Annotated in this window: 17 protein-coding genes; 5 read left to right on the top strand and 12 right to left on the bottom strand. The window is 43.9% G+C overall.

From position 1 onward, the window contains the following. Window positions 1-556: 556 nt before the first annotated feature. From IPJ71_18290 to IPJ71_18280, 3 genes are all read right to left on the bottom strand, one after another. Window positions 557-886 carry a hypothetical protein gene (locus IPJ71_18290; GenBank protein ID MBK7845598.1) on the bottom strand — a complete coding sequence of 110 codons (330 nt, stop codon included), beginning with the start codon at window positions 884-886 and terminating at the stop codon, window positions 557-559. A 403-nt stretch (window positions 887-1,289) separates the two neighbouring features. Beyond that, the gene (locus IPJ71_18285) at window positions 1,290-1,778 is read right to left on the bottom strand and encodes a hypothetical protein (protein MBK7845597.1); all 489 of its coding nucleotides are present in this window, start codon (window positions 1,776-1,778) and stop codon (window positions 1,290-1,292) included. A gap of 116 nt (window positions 1,779-1,894) precedes the next feature. Further along, window positions 1,895-2,581 carry a carbonic anhydrase gene (locus IPJ71_18280; GenBank protein ID MBK7845596.1) on the bottom strand — a complete coding sequence of 229 codons (687 nt, stop codon included), beginning with the start codon at window positions 2,579-2,581 and terminating at the stop codon, window positions 1,895-1,897. A gap of 268 nt (window positions 2,582-2,849) precedes the next feature. Between IPJ71_18280 and IPJ71_18275 the strand changes: the two genes are divergently transcribed. Next, window positions 2,850-3,851 carry a PAS domain S-box protein gene (locus IPJ71_18275; protein MBK7845595.1) on the top strand — a complete coding sequence of 334 codons (1,002 nt, stop codon included), beginning with the start codon at window positions 2,850-2,852 and terminating at the stop codon, window positions 3,849-3,851. On the opposite strand, the gene IPJ71_18270 is transcribed toward IPJ71_18275, so the two are convergent. From IPJ71_18270 to IPJ71_18260, 3 genes are all read right to left on the bottom strand, one after another. Next, the gene (locus tag IPJ71_18270; GenBank protein MBK7845594.1) at window positions 3,848-4,756 is read right to left on the bottom strand and encodes a mechanosensitive ion channel family protein; all 909 of its coding nucleotides are present in this window, start codon (window positions 4,754-4,756) and stop codon (window positions 3,848-3,850) included. The genes IPJ71_18275 and IPJ71_18270 overlap by 4 nt on opposite strands. A gap of 430 nt (window positions 4,757-5,186) precedes the next feature. Then, window positions 5,187-6,275, bottom strand: coding sequence for a hypothetical protein (locus IPJ71_18265; protein MBK7845593.1), 1,089 nt, complete (start codon window positions 6,273-6,275; stop codon window positions 5,187-5,189). 222 nt (window positions 6,276-6,497) lie between these two features. Next, window positions 6,498-6,656 carry a hypothetical protein gene (locus IPJ71_18260; protein ID MBK7845592.1) on the bottom strand — a complete coding sequence of 53 codons (159 nt, stop codon included), beginning with the start codon at window positions 6,654-6,656 and terminating at the stop codon, window positions 6,498-6,500. 18 nt (window positions 6,657-6,674) lie between these two features. Between IPJ71_18260 and IPJ71_18255 the strand changes: the two genes are divergently transcribed. Genes IPJ71_18255 through IPJ71_18245 form a run of 3 tightly spaced genes read left to right on the top strand, consistent with a single transcriptional unit; the run spans window position 6,675 to window position 8,940 of the window. Next, window positions 6,675-7,634: a hypothetical protein gene (locus tag IPJ71_18255; GenBank protein MBK7845591.1), complete on the top strand. Its 960-nt coding sequence runs from the start codon at window positions 6,675-6,677 to the stop codon at window positions 7,632-7,634. 12 nt (window positions 7,635-7,646) lie between these two features. Beyond that, window positions 7,647-8,702, top strand: a complete 1,056-nt coding sequence (locus IPJ71_18250) for an aminotransferase class V-fold PLP-dependent enzyme (GenBank protein ID MBK7845590.1) — start codon at window positions 7,647-7,649, stop codon at window positions 8,700-8,702. Further along, a complete protein-coding gene (locus IPJ71_18245) occupies window positions 8,683-8,940 on the top strand; it encodes a hypothetical protein (protein MBK7845589.1) in 258 nt (85 codons plus the stop codon). The genes IPJ71_18250 and IPJ71_18245 overlap by 20 nt, the downstream gene beginning before the upstream one ends. Window positions 8,941-9,114: 174 nt before the next feature. On the opposite strand, the gene IPJ71_18240 is transcribed toward IPJ71_18245, so the two are convergent. After that, complete coding sequence (locus IPJ71_18240) at window positions 9,115-10,449, bottom strand: hypothetical protein (protein ID MBK7845588.1); 1,335 nt, start codon at window positions 10,447-10,449, stop codon at window positions 9,115-9,117. A gap of 385 nt (window positions 10,450-10,834) precedes the next feature. After that, window positions 10,835-12,634 (bottom strand): hypothetical protein, encoded by a 1,800-nt coding sequence (locus IPJ71_18235; protein ID MBK7845587.1) that lies wholly within the window; start codon window positions 12,632-12,634, stop codon window positions 10,835-10,837. 390 nt (window positions 12,635-13,024) lie between these two features. Here IPJ71_18235 and IPJ71_18230 point away from each other — a divergent pair, with 390 nt between their 5' ends. Next, entirely contained in the window at window positions 13,025-13,552 is a 528-nt protein-coding gene (locus tag IPJ71_18230) for a hypothetical protein (protein ID MBK7845586.1), read from the top strand. A gap of 80 nt (window positions 13,553-13,632) precedes the next feature. Here the strand turns inward: IPJ71_18230 and IPJ71_18225 are convergent, their stop codons facing one another. From IPJ71_18225 to IPJ71_18210, 4 genes are read right to left on the bottom strand one after another with little or no spacing between them, the layout of a single operon-like run. Then, window positions 13,633-14,997, bottom strand: a complete 1,365-nt coding sequence (locus tag IPJ71_18225) for a 3-deoxy-7-phosphoheptulonate synthase class II (GenBank protein ID MBK7845585.1) — start codon at window positions 14,995-14,997, stop codon at window positions 13,633-13,635. A 1-nt stretch (window position 14,998) separates the two neighbouring features. Then, on the bottom strand, window positions 14,999-15,448 hold the full coding sequence (locus IPJ71_18220; GenBank protein MBK7845584.1) for a chorismate mutase: 450 nt from the start codon (window positions 15,446-15,448) through the stop codon (window positions 14,999-15,001). After that, window positions 15,441-16,319: a prephenate dehydrogenase gene (locus IPJ71_18215; GenBank protein MBK7845583.1), complete on the bottom strand. Its 879-nt coding sequence runs from the start codon at window positions 16,317-16,319 to the stop codon at window positions 15,441-15,443. The genes IPJ71_18220 and IPJ71_18215 overlap by 8 nt, the downstream gene beginning before the upstream one ends. Continuing rightward, complete coding sequence (locus IPJ71_18210) at window positions 16,316-17,182, bottom strand: prephenate dehydratase (GenBank protein MBK7845582.1); 867 nt, start codon at window positions 17,180-17,182, stop codon at window positions 16,316-16,318. The genes IPJ71_18215 and IPJ71_18210 overlap by 4 nt, the downstream gene beginning before the upstream one ends. Between the last annotated feature and the right edge of the window lie 9 nt (window positions 17,183-17,191).

Genomic DNA, 17,191 nt, shown 5'->3' with positions numbered 1-17,191 from the left:
TATTAGAAAAGCCTTCACTAAAAGATTCGATCCGCGATTGAACGCTCTCATCTCCTGGCAAAGACGGCATCGCAAGCGATGCCGCCAATCCTTGTGGTATCCTTCTCAATACCATCCAAGGGTACCAACAACTAAGCCCCACTTGAGCTTTAAGATCATTGCCCCTTTGGTACCACTCAAACATTTCAGACGCTCGTCCAGTCGGGAAGGCGAGACCGCAGCAGTTTCTGGGGGTCCGATTCCTGTTGAACAGGTTGCGCTGGCTGCTCGCCGATTGGACGCGTGCCAGCTCTAGACTCCTCTCCCTCATGCGCTGAAGCGACAGCTGGCACTGAAGATTTGATCTGGCTGGGTTTCCGTGGTGCACGCAACCTGAAAATATTGCCAAACGAAGCAGAGTCACTGGACTGGTAGGGAGGGTTCTATCCATGTTGGGTGGCACTGGGTTTAAAAAAAAGGCCGGCGCCCCTTCCCGGGCCCAGGTAACTGAAGAATCGATCCGCTGCTTTGCGCCTTGTCCCGATGCAAAACTTTCGGGATTTCATAGGGATAGGCCTCACCCACCTGATTGTTGCTCAAGCTGCATGCCAGTTAGGCCCGAACCAAATGTCCCAAGAAAAGTTTGACCACCAGTTCGTGACGGTTCAGAAATAAGCTTGGCCGAGTATTCCTGAGCACTCCCTCCCGGTAGGATTTGGACGGACATAAATCGCTCTGGACCAGTTCCAATTAGCTGAATATTAACTTCATCGACTCCTTGCCAAGGTGTAGAAGCTCCCGCCCCAATACAAAGAATCGCTCCCGCGCCAGACTGATCCTGAGCAAAAATATTTACGTGTCCCATAACCACAAGCCCAATAAGAAGACTTAATAAGCCGACTCTCATATTTCCTCCCGTTCATCCATTAAGAATTTTGGCGGACACTACATCAAGGTCACTCCAACCACAAATAATATTTTTGAGTATTTACTCATAAATTAGCATATGGGATGACAATTAATATATAATTGTGTAATATCAATACCTTACGATAACATATGGTGGCGGCAGATCTACCTATTTTTAGTGTAAACTAATTTTTTCTGCAGGACCGATGTCGAGCGACAGCGATAGATTCGAAAAATTCAAAACTAATAGAGTAGGTTAGAATTCAAATTTGGGCTTTCAAAAAATCGATTTTTCTTCTCTGAGTTCTTGCCTCAATTTCAAGGAGCTCTAGGTTTGTCTTTTTTTGCAAATACTCAGCCTTGGAAATCGCCCTCTTTTCGATGAGCAGACGATACCTTTCTTACAAAGTTAAAGCATGAAGCAACTGGTTCTCCATTTTTTTCAAATTAACAATCTCCGCTTCCAAGGCCAGACCTTGCGATTTCTTAAAGAGCTCCTTAATTCTTTCCTTATCCTCAGAGTCGCTGCCATTACCTTTAGAGATAATCTGCAGGAGATCAATGATGACGTCGTACCTGAGGAGCTCGAGTCCATTGATTTCCTCCTCGAACACCTCAGTTTCCAGTTTAACTTGCGCCATTAATAATTCGATCTGAGAAGAATCATCGGATTGAGAGAGTCGACGATAGCGCTCCAAAGAGGATCTGAGGTAGGAAATCCTCTTGCGAAGAGTTTCCGTCCTTCCTTCTCCTTCAATCTTTTTCTTAACAATGTCAATGTACATGAACTTAATATCCAAAGAAGAACTGTCTTTTAAAGACCGAAGCTCCTCCGACGCCCGTACATTAAACACAAAGACAACCGCTAAAAGGACAGCCAACAACCTCATGTCACTCCCCTCTACAACCCCTCTAACCACGCCATGACATTATAATTATGGAAAATTATAAAAATCCATTCCTATTTGGCCGCTTTAGCCAAAACGAATAAGATCGCAACCCAAACTTAGACTGATGCAAAATCCGCATGGATGCATTCACTGGCTACTCTAGGCCTGGACCGGGGCGGCTCTTCACCAATGAGAACAAACTCATTGGATTCCCCTTCATGGGCATAGACATTTGCAGTGCTCAGTTCGAACCACCATCCATGCAACTTGATCTTCCCTTGATCCAATCTCTCTCGTACAATCGGGTAGGTCTTCAGATGTTCTATTTGCTGCAGCACATTTAACTGCGAGAGTCGATTGATTGGACTCAGTTTTGAATTCACTATAGAAAGCTTTTCCAATGATGGCTCGCCATGACGCAACCAGGATCGCAAGTTTGGTGCTGCAACCCCACTTCGTCCTTCCAATATAGCATGCATGGCCCCACATTCGGAATGGCCGCAAACAATGACATCCGACACATTCAAATTCATCAACGCAAATTCGATTGCCGCCCCTTCCGATACATCTCCCGAAGAGTGACCGTCCTTCTTGCACATAGGAATTAAGTTTCCCACATTCCTAATGACAAAAAGATCGCCAGGATCAGTGGATGCAAATAAATTCGGAACAACCCGGCTATCAGAACAGGCAATGAACAAGGTATCTGGAGATTGTCCCAAGGCTAGCCGAGAGAATTTCTCTCTATACTCCGGTTGTAAATTCCGCCGAAATTCAATAATTCCGTCCACAAGTTTCTTCATGGCAACAAGCCTTCTCGATCAACTCGATTCCTGGCGAAACTAACAAAGTTCAAATTGACACTCTCCACTCTTTAACAGTGTCCCCTCTGATCGATATCAATAATACCCGATCCCAAGCTACGACAAGACCCTTATCACGCAAGGTGGATACACGCAAGAGAGGGCTTACTCCCTCCTACTGAGAAAACACCCACCAAAATAGGAAGACAAAAGGCCGAACAAGTCCAGTTTATAGCGTCAGCTACCACAATAATCTACTTATTCCAAAATGACCTGGATTTATGCATCGACATTGGGTCAAAATGAAGCCATGAAAACGGCTCAAGACCTTATGACTTCGCAAGTCTATTCCATCAATTCCTCAGATGAGTTGGCTACAGTCATCAGAGATTTTCTTCAATACGGAGTGACCACGGCGCCCGTTCTCGACCACATGGGTGACGTTTTAGGCATTCTGTCTGAGCTCTCACTCGTAAAAACTTTTGTTCGCCAAAGCCTAAAGGAGTCGAAGGTTGTTCGAATTGGACATTTTTCTGATGTTCTGGAAGAACCATTTTTTGTTAGCATAGACACGCCCATTGCTGGAGTCTTGAAAGCTTTGGTTAACTCCCCTACACACCGCGTAGTCGTTCAGAATCTGGGCAAACAAATGGTGGGGGTTATTAGCCCAAAGGATGTACTCAGATTTCTTTTAGGAGAATATGACGAATCCAAAAATTTGAACACTCAATTAGAGAAGGCAAATGAAAAGCTAAGGGAAGTCATGTCCCAGCTCAAGGACACAAAAGAAGTCCTAATTAGGTACCAAAATTTCTACGAAAAAACTCCAGTCCTAATGCACTCGGTGGATGCGGAAGGCAACATCGTCATGGCAAACCAGTGTATCCATCAAGCACTCGGATACAACCCCGGTGAGCTAATTGGTAAACATATTGATGAGCTCTACACCAAAGATCATGTTGCTGATGCCCACAAAGGACTAAAAAATATTGCTAACAATGGTTTTCACAACAGTACTTACACAACAATGCTGACGAAAGACGGGAAACCATTCAGGGTGGATATAGCATCATCTGCAATCAAAACTCCGGATGGAGAATTTTTTGCCACAATTTCTGTTTCACGACCAATAAATTCGGATACCATTCTCAGAGCACTCCGCGGACTGCTTCATCAAGAAAGCCTTGGAGAGGAAGAACTCAATTCCTTTTTACAGGAAATACAAGAGATGGGACTATCTCACCTTCCCAAACAAATCTCAAAAGCTTAGCTGCCCCCTGCCGGAGGCTGCGGAAATTTTTCGACGATGAGAGTTTGGGTCGGATACGCAAATTCAATTTTCTCTGACTGAAATTTCTTGAATATACCAATGAGAAGCGTCTGTTTCAGATCCATATAGATCTGAAATTCTGGGTCCAGGACCCAGAATACAATCTCAAAATCAAGCGACGAATTTCCATAATTTGAAAAATGACAGCGTTCAAATCTAAGATTACTGATATTCTCCACAATGGCTCTGATCCAAATTGGTATCAACTCCAACTTATCAGCCGGAGTCGAATAGGTTACTCCAATATTCAATACACCACGACGTTCAGACATTCGCTTGAAATTTTGAATCCGGCTTTCCAGCAGGTCCTTATTTGAAAAAATTAGCTCCTCTCCCGAAAGACTACGAAGTCGGGTCGTCTTGATTCCAATGTGCTCCACTGTACCTTTCTCATTACCAACATATATGAGATCTCCTATCACAAAAGGCTTATCAAATACGATTGACAAAGAAGCCAACAAATCTCCCAACACATTTTGAGCAGCGAGAGCTACAGCGATTCCTCCCACCCCGAGCCCAGCTACCAAAGCTCCAACATCCACCCCGATGTTACTTAAAGCCAATAAACTCGCGACACAAATCAGAAGTGTCTGAGCACCCACATAGATCAATCCTATTGCCGACTTCGAAGACCCATTGCCAGATATTTTCTTCGTGAGAAGGTGTTCTCTCCACCTGCTGAGCAAGTTCAATCCCCAAATGCAAAATTGATAGGCAGTGAGTAAAACGACCGAAACATGTAGAATTCGGTCTATGGTCTCAGTGACATTGAGAGTTTGAGCCAAAAAACTGAACATCCACGTAAATATAACGAGTTTCCTAAATCCATCAAAACAGTCTCCCATCAACGCATGAAAGACCCCGTCCTTGTCTTTTGTAAAATGCCGCCAACGATCAGACACAAGGTTGAGCACAATTTTTATAAGGGCCGTCAAACCGATTGCCACGCTTATCGCGAAGAGCCATTTAATTTCACCCCTCACCGATAAAATTTCACTTAAATGCTCAAACCAGGAAGTCACAAATCTTTCCTCCTACAATGAGGCTGCTACTTTTAATATAGCTAAACAGAACTATCACATTGTTGTTGACTACAGTTTATCGGCACAAACAAGGGAATGTCATTTCGGTTTGGACCAATCCCTTGTAGTTGAGGCTAATCTCTTATCTCATGCCAAGACGAAGGTCTATCAAGAACAATCAGGCCAGACCTTTTGAACAATTAGTACTTCTATAGACTGCGCAAGAATGTCAATTATGACACTCATAGGCTATTTAGTTCGAATTCAACAAAAGTTTCATCGATGCTTTGCGTACAGATTTATCCCGCATTTTAAATATCATCGAATCGATGATAATATGCAAAATGTTTGTCGCTGCATAAATGGACCAGCTCCAGATAATGAAATCACTCTTCGGACCAGGTCCCGTCGAAAGAAAATAATCGGCCATTCCATTTTTTCTGAAAAGAAGAAGAAAAAAATAAATAGTAGTTATACCGATCACAAAAAATGAAGAATACATCAGAACACGCTCTTTCTTAGATCTCTTGATTTTTTTCCATACAAGAAAATATTCATAGCCATGAATGATTCGCACACCCGAAACAGCAGCCATTGAAAAGGCGTAAAATGGCCACACAAGATATCTGATTGAAAAAATCAATTTAATGGGCAGACCCAGTCTGAAGCACCTGTATCCCACGAAAATAAGTCCAGTTGATACACACAAAGAAAAAACAACAGCAATAATCTTGTAATACATCATGTAGGCCAAAAAATGTTCGAAACCGTCCAAATATCCCCTAAAAACGATCGTGCTCAGAACGACACTAAACAATAACAATCTAACAAGATTTCTCTCAATTTCCAGATACGACCTCAAATGACTCCGAGTTTCTTCTGGCTGAGAGGATCCCTGAATAACCTTGTTTGAGTGAAGAAAGGATACTCCCATACTCTGATAGATCATATGGAAAGAAGAAAATAACACCGAATCCAAAAAATAGAAAGACGCCACCAATAGAGCCAACAAATAGTTGTCAATTTTAAACTTTTTAAACGACACACCAAAAACCACGAGAAGTAAGGCAAAAATTAACCCAAGTGGTATCCAAAAAAGAAATGGCTTACCCTTTGTCTTTGTATTAATCCACCCTTTCATTTCAGGCACTGTTAAAAGAAGAGAGAGCGAAAACATATGATGCGCGGCTGCCAAAGTTGAGAGCGCTAGTACGAATCCAACCAAGGACAAAGGCCTTAACAGCGTAAGCTCAGCGACAGAGAGTGCAAGAAAACCAAAGGGAAGCAGCAAATTGACAGACTCCTCAGTCAGACCAAATGTCGAACCCAGAATTCGCGACATGCACCGCCCCCAAGACCTCTTTCACTTTTTCCTACTTACACTAAAATTACTATAATAAGCTGGTCAAGTGCAATCAGCATAGAAAGAATGTAGGTAAAAGTTGTGTCTCTCGATCAAGACAATTCTTTGCGCTATTTAAAGGGTCACTATTCTTTGAAAAATGTTTTCTTGCATTTTTTTCGAACAGAAAACGTCGGAAAAAAATTTTTTATAAGCAATTCCCTATTTGAGAATCAACTTGAGAAATTGAACTTGGCTATCCCCTTTGTTTGGATCCCTCTCTTTATAATTGAGCTCTTCTTCCAACCCAGTCTTTACAACCTTGGTTCCGACATGTTTTGGAACTTCGTCCGAAATATTCTTTTTCTCAATACTATTCATGTTCTATTGACCTACATTATGATTTTTCGAAGTTCTGAGATCAGAACCTGGCTCAAAGAAAATAGGATTTTCAAAAACTTAGGGCTTTTGAGAAGCATAGTTTTTGTTCAGATGTTTTTTGTGGCGTTTTTTGTTATCCAAAAGACAAGTTTTCCAATTGGCAGAATCGTGGACTACAGTCTGTATGCGGGCATACTTGTTTCATTTGTTATTTTTGGACTCAAGGTGCATCACAGTCTCTCGCAAGTCAGATATCTCGCCAGATTGTACGACGCGAAATATACGCCAAAAATGAGTGGAGTTCGAGATTCAACGGAAATAATGAATAATGCGCAGAGAATCGAACAAAGGCTATTTATTCTTCTTATAGCGTCTTTCTTTTTCATCGGTTCTGTTTGGTACGCTATCGTGGGGGAAAGACTTCCTTTTGAATATTCCGAAATAGCTAGAATTCTCTCCTTGATTCTTTTCATCCCCTGCCTTGGCATACTTGTTAACTTTTTCCGATATCCGAGACCATGGAATATCAACAAGCTTATTTATTTGCTGAGGCTAATTGCGTTCCCGCTCTTTTATATTACCCCGATCACGACCCTGGTAATGAGTTCCTGCCATGGAATGGAATACTGGTGTATCTATAGCACTACCAAGAAGAAATCAGCAAATGGGGTTCAATGGATGAGCATCGGAACATGGCTGTTGTTTCTCCTCGCCGTTGGTCTACTGCTGACCCCCTATAGCAAAATGCCGGTCTTGAACTGGCTTTTTCCCGATTTGAGTTCTTTTAGCTCCTCCGTATTGATAGGAGTTTCAGTGAGCTTCTCCTTTACCCACTACTACATCGACGCACTCCTGATCAAAATGGTCCGAAATGGAAATCACAAGAAATCCGCACTGGAGGGTTTTCTAGAAAACGGCCCTGAAAAGACCGAGATCTCTCGATTATCTTTAAAATTAGAACCCAATACTGGTGAGTAGGAGGATTGGGCAATGAGCTCATATAAATATAATCGAAGAGAATCTTTAAAGGCTTTGGCATTGGCGGCAGGGTCTTTCACTCTCTCTGCCTGCACGCATGGTAACTTGCCACCTTCAAATTCAATCTCAGAACCAGACATTCAGAATGACTGGAATGCTGTCAGAGATCTCTTTAACCTTGATAGACAAAAGCTGCACTTTGCAAGCTTCGTACTGCCCTCCCACCCTGCACCCGTCAGAAGGGAAATCGAGCGTCTACAGAAGCAATTCGATTCGGACCCCATGGCCAGCAAGGAGCATTTTAGTGTTTTCATTGAAAAAATGCACAATTCGACTGCAACCTATCTAAAGACCGATTTCAAAAATATCGCCTTTACAGACAGCACCACAATGGGCTTAGGCTTATTATACAATGGAATTAAACTCTATCCAGGCAAAGAGATCTTGGTGTCTGACCATGACTTCTATTCGACCATAGAAAGTCTAAGATTGAGAGCCAATAACACTGGCGCATTGGTCCGTAAATACGAGCTCTACAAATCGATAAAGCACGTTTCAGAAGACGAAATACTTACTAATATTCGTAAAAACATAAAGCCACAAACTCGAGTTTTGGCGGCCACTTGGGTTCAGTCAGATACTGGGCTAAAGATTCCTGTAAAAGGTATTGGTGAAATTGTTGCCGATGTGAATCGGAATCGTGACTCTAAAGATCGTCTGCTCTATTGTATTGACGGAGTTCACGGACTTGGAGTGGAGGAAATGACTCCCGCCGAGATAGGTTGTGATTTTTTTGCGGCTGGAACTCATAAGGCAATATTCGGCCCCCGTGGTACCGGTATATTATGGGCTAAAGATTCCAAATGGCCGAGCGCAGACATTGAGGCAACGATCCCTTCTTTTTTTGGCACAAACTATTTTGGCCAAGCTATGTCCCCTGGCGGAATGCACACTTTTGATTATCGTTGGGTCGTTTACGAAGCTTTTGATCTACATTTAAAATTGGCAAAAATAGAATCGAAAAAGAATCCACTCTCTAGCCACCCAGATGAAGCAGGGTCTCCTTAAAATTCCGCATGTTAACCTTATTACTCCATTAGATGAACGTCTTTCTGCTGGTCTTATTGGCTTTGAGGTTGCTGGCATGACTCCCGAGAATGTTGTGCAGGCCCTTGCAAAGGAGAACATAGTCTCCAGCGTAAATTCTCGACTGAAAACAACGGCTCGTTTATTTCCCAGTCTTCTCACTTGTGAGGCAGATGTAGAGACTGTTTTAAAAGTGATTCAAAATAAAATTAAAGCATAGAAATATCTAGGTACCTTGACTACATACTGAAGAAGTTCACTTGCAACAAGGAACCTTTTAATTAATCCAAGGAATTCTATGAGCTTCAAGACACAACAGGCCGGTCTCGTGCCAATTCATGGTGCGCTCGCGAATTCCGGAGAGCTTTCATTTCCCTTTCTCTTTTTCTTTAGCCTATAAGGTATTGAAAGTAGAGGTGAATGAAATATTCTTTGAATCCTTAAATCGCCACCAACCCCGATATGTATTGGCTGGAAATGTAGAAATAGGTAATTGACTCCTCCATACCGATGAAGAAGCGTCGTAAGTCCAGGGTGCAGATTGAGTCCATTTTGCTTGATCCAGCTCACAGGATCTGGAGCCCAACACCTCAAGACAAGCTTCGATATTGCTTGGATCCGACCCCGCATTTTCAGCCTTTGAATATAGAAATCCACCCCTCGAAAGGGGGAAATAATATTGAGCAGGTCCATTGTAGGAATCAGAAAAAGTCAAAACCGGAGCCAAATCCAGACCACTCGCCAAGGGGCAATTATACAAATCGACAGACTGCTTTAGAATCACAGCTTGATTGAAAATCGTTGCAAAGCATTTTCCCAGAGAAAATTGACCCGTTCCGTTGAAATGCCAAGTATCGCTCAAGACAAAGTTATCCGTAGACAACAAGAAAATATTTTTTACTTGTTTCGCCAATCTTTCTTGGGCAGATCGAATCCCAACAACTGACTCAAGTGGCAAGTGCGCATAGCGGTAAATTCGCCCAAAAATAAAGGCCAAATCCTTCTCTCCTAAATCGGTACGAATACTTTCAATGAGGGCGCTTAAGTTGGCCTGGTAGCTTCTCCCAATTGATGAATATTCCAGAGCATCGCTTTCTCCCTGCATCCAAAGCATTGCTTTGTACTCAACGTCTCTCCTATTTACGGCGGAACGAATGTAAGCAAGCAAATTTAGATAGAGAGGATCATTCTGGGTGATTGTCTGTCCCTGATTATTTTGGTACTTAGGAAGCCATTGTGCCAGACTTGTTCCATTGACGGCATATTTGATACCAATAATTTTTTTGCTAGGAAAAAGACGTCCTATTTCAGATACGAATGAAATCTCGGGACCGAATTCAGAAACTCCATCCTGATCCAAGTCCTGCTGATGGTCCCAGTCGGCCACCCTCCTGTTAGCAACATAAAATTCCACGTTAGGAGGAATCTTGGCCAACTTCTCATTTTTCAAATAGTCATAAAACTGACCCTGCCCAACCATATTTGATTGTCCTGCCAATACAAAAACCCAGGGTTTACTGCCAGACGAATTTCCACCGCTGGCATTGCTGTTACTGATGCCGTCATCAGCATTATTCTCTATCTCTTCATTGAATTGATCTTCATCTCCGTTCTTCAAAGGAAAAAAATGATCGCAGTTAACAAACTGAAATAATACAGACCCTCCGATTAAAATAAGGGTAACTCTAGTTGATAAGATCAAGAGGCGGCGACCTGTATTTGATTGCAAAAGCACCTCCCTCGATTACGATCTATATCCCGCAAAAGACATGCCGGATCGAGCAAGCAAACCGCCTAGAATTAGAATTCATTAATTTGAGTTATTTCGGGGTGTTGTGGCGGGATCTCAACTCTGATTAGTAATCCGAACTGTGGCCAAGCATTTGGCAGGTGGCGACACTTCACATCTTGTGAGGCTTCTTCCCTTTTTAAACGGATGTCCAGGTAAAACGGCTATTGAGGTTGAGGTAGCCAGACATCTGCATCGAGCTTCTTCGCCGAGCTAACCCCAACGGTAAAATGAGAGACCTAAATGATCTCAAGGAGAAAATCAATCCTCAACCTGGGTGAAAATTCGAATCCGATGGGCACCACAAACCTCCGGTTTGCCGAGATCATTTCGTTTTTACCAACCGGACGCTTTTTTTCCCGTCCGCAGATATTCCTGCCAGAAAAAGAACCCCATCGTCTCCTACAGCTGCAGCAGTGATCCGTGACATTGTTCCTTTCAAGGATTGAGAGAGCTGAGTTGAAAAGCCCCTGTTAACTTCCAAACCCTGTTCAGTCTTGTTGAAGCGTATCAAATTAAAATCCGAAGTCATTTTCTCGAATACCGGCTGAGGCGTCTCTTGACCTGCATCATCGTTTTCTTCGCTTCCACTCTCTGATTTTTCTCCCGCATGCTTGGGCTTAGAGGCTACATTGATATCTAATTCTAAGTTAAAAGGAGCATAATCATCACTCGGTCCGTCAGAAGTTTTCAACAATACAAAAACGGCTGAGGGATCTTCAAAAATATCAATGTCCAAACTTTTATGCAAATCTTCACTAAAACGGGAAGAAGCAGTTAGGAGATAGTTTAATATCGATAAATTCCTACGATTTTTTCTAGATGGGTAATAGGGAAGGAAAATATGGGTGCCAAGTTGATAGTAATTATTATTTAGACCTTTCGAAATGTTGGATTTCTCTTTTTTTTCAACAAAAGCAGTTATCCATTGACCCTCAGAGGTCAGACCATGCTGATGAACGAATTGCACTGACCTTGGAGAATAAAAGAAAGTCGCATAAAGATATTCAATAACCTCACTGCTCTTGATTAATTTATAACTAGCACCGCTCTCTACAGTTAGACTTAAGGGGAAAAACTGTCGGAGGGAATTGGGACCTACCTGATATTCCTCTTCTGATTTGCACCGAAACCGGGTGTCACGAAAATATCCGTCTTTGCCGCACTGGCGATCTCTGCTTTCAAGCTTATTCGAATAACTGCTACCATCTGCTGGCACAGCCAAAATTCCTACGTAACCATCATCGTCAACCAAGGTCTGAAAGCGGGGACTAGGATTTGTTGGAGGGATGGTCGTGGGCCAATCTATGCCCAAACCGCCAAATAACCGAGCTCCCTCTTTATTATCCTCATCAGGATAGAGAATAAAAACCTGTGAAAATGACGATGGGGCCTTCGAGAGGATGACATCATCGCCCTTATTCTCAGATGACGACATGAATGAATTACTCAAGATAACGGCCTCACGCCATTCATTCACCCTTTTGTTTGTTTTCGTATTCAGACAGTCGTTACCCACAGCAAATCCTTTGCCAACCAACCAAACTTGGCTATCGGGAGATCGGAATGAGTGGAGCTCTTCAATTTGATAATGAGTTGAATGACACATCATATGACTACCGAATAAAGTGAAGAATTCATTGTTCGGCGGAGTATCCAAATAGAATGACTCTAGAACTCCTTCCGTGTTTGCTGAATAGATCCGAGTGCCACCATTAGTCGTAATAAAAAACTGATTCGCAACTGAACCACTGAAAATTTTAATCTGCTGAATGAGGGGTTTCGGTTGATCTTTGGAGGAACTTCCAGACCCAGAAAAGAGACTCGGCACATCCCAGCTTTTCTCGCGCTTCCCGTCAGAATCAAAAACTACCAATTGCACGCTCTCAATTCTGTTCTTAGGCGATGGAGAGCTCTCAGGTGAAATCAAACGACAAAGACGCTCTGTTAAGGCCACAAAATGTCCGTCTCCGGTCTTTGCCACTTGGGTGATGAAGGAAGTACCGCAATCTTGAGCCGCTCCTTCTACGAAAGGGGCTTCCTCGGCATGACTTTGAACACTTGGCAAGAAAGCGACAGAATTCAAAAAAAACCCCAAGAAAAGAAGGGAATAGAGATAGTTCACAGAAGAGCCCCCTGGGATCAGGTCCCGCTGACAGTTGATGTTTGAAACAAAGTGGTCTCAACTACTCACCCTATTTTTTCTCAAGGTCAATCTCATTTTTATAATTCGTGATCCCTGGAAGAAGACCCCAGATTGCTGAAAGGCCTCGGGAGCCCCGAACCCTTCTAATTCAGATTTCTCAAATACGATGGTTCTCGCACAGGCATGAATTCTAATCCAGATTGTCAACCGCTAGCATAAGGGGATATTCTCTTTTTGAACTTTGGCTTCGATAACAAGACCATCAGAGATTTTAAGACGTGAACGCTTCCTTCTGTTAATCTGTTACAGGACAGAATTTCACGAGGCCAAAATGGAAAAGTCGAAAAACTTTGAAAGATTGAAGATTGGATGAAAAAATTCGTTCTACACAGCTGCACGGCAGTGTTTTGCTTGGTGAACGGTTTGGTGCAAACAGGTTCAGCCGAGATGGCAGATGGCATGCTTCGGGCCCTAGTTGATACAAATGTTTATGTTCCCGTGTATCTTTTGCCGTCGAGAACAGGCGCGGGCTTCAATAGTTATTTCGTGATTGGTCACATAGGATACGAGTCACTTTTTGCAGGCCACGGGTCCTCATCTCCTGAGTCTCGAATCTATTTTGGCCCCAGTCTCATGGGCCTCCTGCATCTCTCGATTGGCCACCCAGTAGCAAAAACTGAGGGTAGATCATATCGCATACGTATAGGCGATGGCATCCCCATTTGGGAATTCAATAGAGAATTGAAGGATTCATTTTTGCGCACCTTGAGCATATCCTTGATTGGCGAATATTTCGAGAGGTACGATCTATATGAACTTAAATTTGGTATTTCGATTGGTATTTCATTGATTGAGATATCGGAATTTCACCGCGAGAAGAGAGACCGACTTCAATGAGTTTACCGAGTTATGTAACAAATCTCACCTAAACACTAGAAATTTGTATTCGGCCCTCGATCTCCGATACAAAGTGTAATTTATTTGCTAATCTGAAAAGCCAGCTCCAACGCCTGACTTGCGTTGAGTCGTGGGTCGCAAAGCGTTTCGTAAAGCCCCTCCGCTAGGTGCTCTTCCAAAATGGCCTGATCCCCGCCAATGCACTCAATGACGTCTCTACCTGTCAACTCAAAGTGCACTCCACCAGCCACGGTCCCAAAGGATTCATGAATCTTGAAGAATTTTTTGACTTCAGAAATGATCGCGCCGAAAGCCCGCGTTTTGTAACCATTCTTTGCCGTAATTGTATTGCCGTGCATGGGGTCACAACACCAAACAACCTGGCGACCCTCCTTCTGAACATGCTGAATCAGTTTCGGCAAAAACTCATCGATTTTTTCAAAACCCATCCTCGAAATAAGGGTCAAGCGTCCCATCTCATTTCGCGGGTTGAGAATATCCATCAGGCGTGACAGTTCATTGGTGGTCAATGAGGGCCCGCACTTTACCGCAATGGGGTTGTTCACTCCACGCAAAAATTCAACGTGAGCTCCGTCGGGCTCTCTGGTGCGATCACCAATCCAAAGGAGATGCGCTGAACAATCATACCAGTCACCTTCATAATCCTGCTCAGGTCTAGCTGTGGTGCTATCCCGCCGAGTTAGGGCCTGTTCATAAGGTAGCAACAAAGCCTCATGGGAAGTGTAAAACTCGACCTGATGAATCTGTGGAGTGTTTTCATTGGTAATGCCACAGGCTTTCATAAAAGCCAGGGCCTCGTCCAGACGACCGGCAATGTCCTCGTAAAGGCTGCTCTGGGCCGTGTTTGTTTTCACAAAATCAAGATTCCAAGCATGGACTTGTTTCAGGTCGGCATATCCACCATGGGAAAATGCGCGGAGAAGATTTAATGTGGCGGCAGCCTGCACATAGGCCCGCTCCATACGTGCCGGATCTGGCGTTCGTGTGATCGGATCAAAATCACTTCCGTTGATAATATCTCCTCGATAACACGGGAGCTTCACTCCATCTCGAATCTCTACATCACTGCTGCGAGGTTTAGCAAATTGCCCAGCCAGCCGTCCCACTTTGATGACCGGTTTTTTCTTAACGTAGGTTAAAATCACCGCCATCTGTAAGAGCACTCGAAACGTATCACGAATGGTATTCGCACGAAACTCATTAAAGCTTTCTGCGCAATCGCCACCCTGAAGTAAAATGGCATCACCTTGACCAACCTCGGCCAAACGCTCTTTGAGGCAACGAGCCTCGCCGGCAAACACCAGCGGCGGGTAAACGGCCAACCTTGCTTCCACTTCCGCCAACTTTCCAGGATCGGGATAATCAGGCATCTGTGATATTTTTTTGTCACGCCAACTTCGCGGCGTCCATAAAGCCTGGTTCATTTTACTGACCTTTCACTTTCACTTCATTGCGACGTGATTTTTTTAAAGAGGGCGCCTTTTTCTGCTGAAAAGCAGCCTCCGCCAATATCATTTCAAAAATTCCACGAATAAAACTTTTTCGAAGGCCCACATTTGCACCAATCTGAGAGCGGTTACGCAAGACCTCGACCTCCCGCTGATTCTGGACAATGCTGCGACGACCCTGTCTTTTCAAATGACCGACCTTTGCAACGATCCGAAATCTCCGCTGCAAAGCCGCCAAAACCTGCCGATCAACCCTATCGATGTCCCGGCGCAAGAGCCGCAAGCGGCGGTCGAACGAATCCTTCGAAGTCTTAGAGGCCTTATGAGACTCAGAGGACTTATGAGACTTAGAAGCCTTAGAGGCCTTATGAGACTTAGAGGACTTAGAAACTTTAAGGGCCTTTCTTTTTTTACGAACTTTACTCATGGACCACACCACGACTGGCCTGCCGAATATTCTGTAAAACTCGGCGTATGCCATTCGCATTTTCCATTAAGGCCTTTGTTTCATCAAAGCTCTTATTCAACAGCGACTGCTGAAATATTCTCAAATTTTCCATATAAGCCTCCAGCGCCGAAAGCACGTGTTCGCGGTTCTGTTCAAAAATTGGCAGCCACATGGCCGACGAGCTTTTTGCCAGGCGTGAGGTGGATTCAAATCCTCCGCTAGCCAGATCAAAGATAGTGCTGACGCTATTTTCCTTATTGAGCACCGTGTTTGCCAAAACAAATGAAATCGCGTGGGATAGGTGAGAGATAAATGCCGTGTGCAAATCATGCTCATCCGCCGACATGTAGACCCTCTTCATCTGCAAGACTTCAAACATCTCGTCAACTCGACGCAAATGGCATGACGCGGATTGCTCCGCTTCACAAATCACGGCAGAACGATTCGCAAACAAGCCACGCAGCGCAGCCGCAGGCCCAGAATGTTCCGTGCCGGCCATGGGGTGAGCGGCTACAAATTGAGATCTTTTTGAATGCCCCGCCACAAGTCCGCAAATTGCCTTCTTGGTCGAGCCCATGTCAGAGACGGTGGTCTCAGCACTTACCCTGTCTAAAACATCTGGTAAAAGTGAAATGATCTTATCGACTGGAATCGCCAACACCACCATATCGGAGCCCCTCAAGGCTTCCTCTAGTGGCGCAATTCTGTCGACGATACCGCGGTTCAGTGCCAATCGACAATGCTCAAGATTTACATCAACGCCAACAACACTTGCTGCCAAGCCTTTTGCCCTAAGATCAAGAGCCAGCGATCCTCCGATTAATCCTAAACCAATCACGGTAAGGTTCATAGCCAAGGTCTCTCACTTCGTTTGTAATCGCCAAATTGAATCAAATTAATGGTGTTGGCTTTTAACTCATTCAAAGCCAACTGATAATCAACTATATCCAGAAACTCAAGGTCCACATGAAAGGAATATTCATAAGGTCGGCCCAATACGGGCACCGATTGCAGCTTTGTCATATTCAGATTGCGCATTTCAAAGATTTTTAAAACTTTTAGCAGACTACCTGGCTCGTGTGCGATTTCGAAGCGCAGAGAGGCTTTATCAGAGTTAACAACTGGCAGACCCCAGTCACGCAAATCCTCTCTCTTATTGGCTAAGACTAAAAAGCGAGTGTAATTCAATTTATTCGTTTCAATTCCCGCTTTTATTATCTCTAAACCGTAGACTTCGGCTGCGCCTTTGCCGGCAATCGCCGCGTGTCCGGGCATCTGATCAACGGCAATTCGCCTTGCACTTTCAGCTGTATCAGGACCTTCCAAGACCTGCAGGTGAGGATAGTTAGCAAGAAAATCCTCGCATTGCAAAAGCGCCATGGGATGCGACTGGACAACAAATACATCTTCGATTGTCTGACCTGGCAATGCCATTAAATTCAGTTCAATGCGCAAGTAAACCTCACCGACGATTTGTGATCGAAACTTTTCAAGTAACTGATAGTTCGGCAAAATGCTTCCGGCCAAGGAATTCTCTATTGCCATCACGTTAAAATCGGTTTCACTCCCCTGCAAAGCCTCGGCCAAACGCCTAAATGAAGAACATTCAACTAATTCGATGGGAAGATGCGAGAAATACTCACGGGCCGCTGCATCGTGAAAGGCAGCGCGAATGCCCTGGATCCCAATTTTTGGCTTTTTTTCAATTTTCACTTTCTCGCC

The sequence above is a fragment of the Bdellovibrionales bacterium genome (assembly GCA_016714165.1).
Classification (GTDB): Bacteria; Bdellovibrionota; Bdellovibrionia; order Bdellovibrionales; family UBA1609; genus JADJVA01.
This window is presented reverse-complemented; position numbering and strand designations above follow the sequence as displayed.